Source organism: Endozoicomonas sp. ONNA1, from assembly GCF_024606325.1.
Classification (GTDB): Bacteria; Pseudomonadota; Gammaproteobacteria; order Pseudomonadales; family Endozoicomonadaceae; genus Endozoicomonas_A.
Window position 1 is genome coordinate 1 of record NZ_JAHHPN010000966.1, and the last position, 1270, is coordinate 1270.

A 1270-nucleotide genomic window follows, 5' to 3' on the forward strand; every position below is an offset into this window, starting at 1 on the left:
GGAGAGATACTCCAGGGGCAATGTGCCTAAATGGTCATTCTCCCACGCAGAAAGTATTCCTTACTCTTACACTCTGGGTGCCTTCTACGAATGGCAACAGAGACGTAACAGGCGAGCCACAAGGACCGCAGCGCCCGAGGCTACAGCTGTGAAAACTGCACTGAATAACCAGGAGATTGAGAAGTTCGATCCCGATAAAGATGAGAATACCCACGACGAACTTTGATATCAGAAAACAGTGAGTGGTCCCTTCATAGCCACCCAAAAGAAACCAGTATAAAGGAATATACACAGGTTTCTTTCGGATCATGCCATCGATAAAACCCTGTTAGAAGCCATTTTAGAAGCTATGAATGCACTCCTGCCCTGAAAAACAACTCAACTCTATTGGCATTGAACCTTGCCACTGTCAACTAAATTCGCTCAATAGCTTAACGGATTTGCCATAGTGAACTAAATTTTCTCAACAGTCTGGCAAAACTGCCATGAGCGATCGACAGCCGCTTCCCCGCCTGGTGCGGAAATCACTTTTCAAGGTAATAAAAGTACTCAGCTCCGAGGTAGCAGAATGACACATGCTCGCCCCAGTGCATTAAGTCTTGCTGTGGCGGTTGCCATCAGCTCTTCCGCCATTGGTGCACAGGCACTGGCTGATCGCAGGCTGCAGATAAAATCAATCGATATTCAGGGCAATGGACATACAGAGTTTACCCAGAGCGAGGTTGTGGTTCAGCCAACTTTAGGGTACGACCAGCAACCGATACCCAAATCCTATACCACCACCTACCCTGATCAGGCTGAAGCCAGAGCGGGCTATGAGGTTCCTTCTGAAGGCTTCACGGACGTTCTCTCTGGCATCAGTGGTGGTGTTTCCAGTGTTGATCAGTTTGAAACAGACGACTATGGCGTTGCTCAAAAATACACCAAAGTCCTGAAGGTAGGTAATGAGGGGGTCTTCAAGTTCACCCATTACCTTGCAGACAACAAACTGTTGATTGAGGTCAGAGACGGCATGACCCATCAGGATTCAATTGATGCTGTTCGTGGTCAATCATCTGGCATCCAACGGTTAGAACCGTTAACGAAAATCGCCAGCCCGGAACAACTGGTCGCAATGCTAAAAGGTGCTGATGAAAGAAAAGGAAGCCTTGGCGAAGTTGATCACTATGTTCCCCTTGCCACCCTTGAAGTGGACGAAGTTATAGTGAACGGGCGCACCTTCATGCGTCTTATCGCCTGTGGCGATCAGCCTCCTGCGCTGCAGCACCTG

General features: G+C 48.6%; 2 protein-coding genes. Both read left to right on the plus strand.

Going from position 1 to position 1270, the window contains the following annotated elements; genetic code table 11:
* On the plus strand, nt 1–226 hold a 226-nt coding region (locus KDK19_RS23360; RefSeq protein ID WP_257293058.1), incomplete at its 5' end, for a hypothetical protein.
* 342 nt (nt 227–568) lie between these two features.
* Nucleotides 569–1270: hypothetical protein (locus KDK19_RS23365; protein ID WP_257293059.1), on the plus strand; the 702-nt coding region annotated here is incomplete at its 3' end.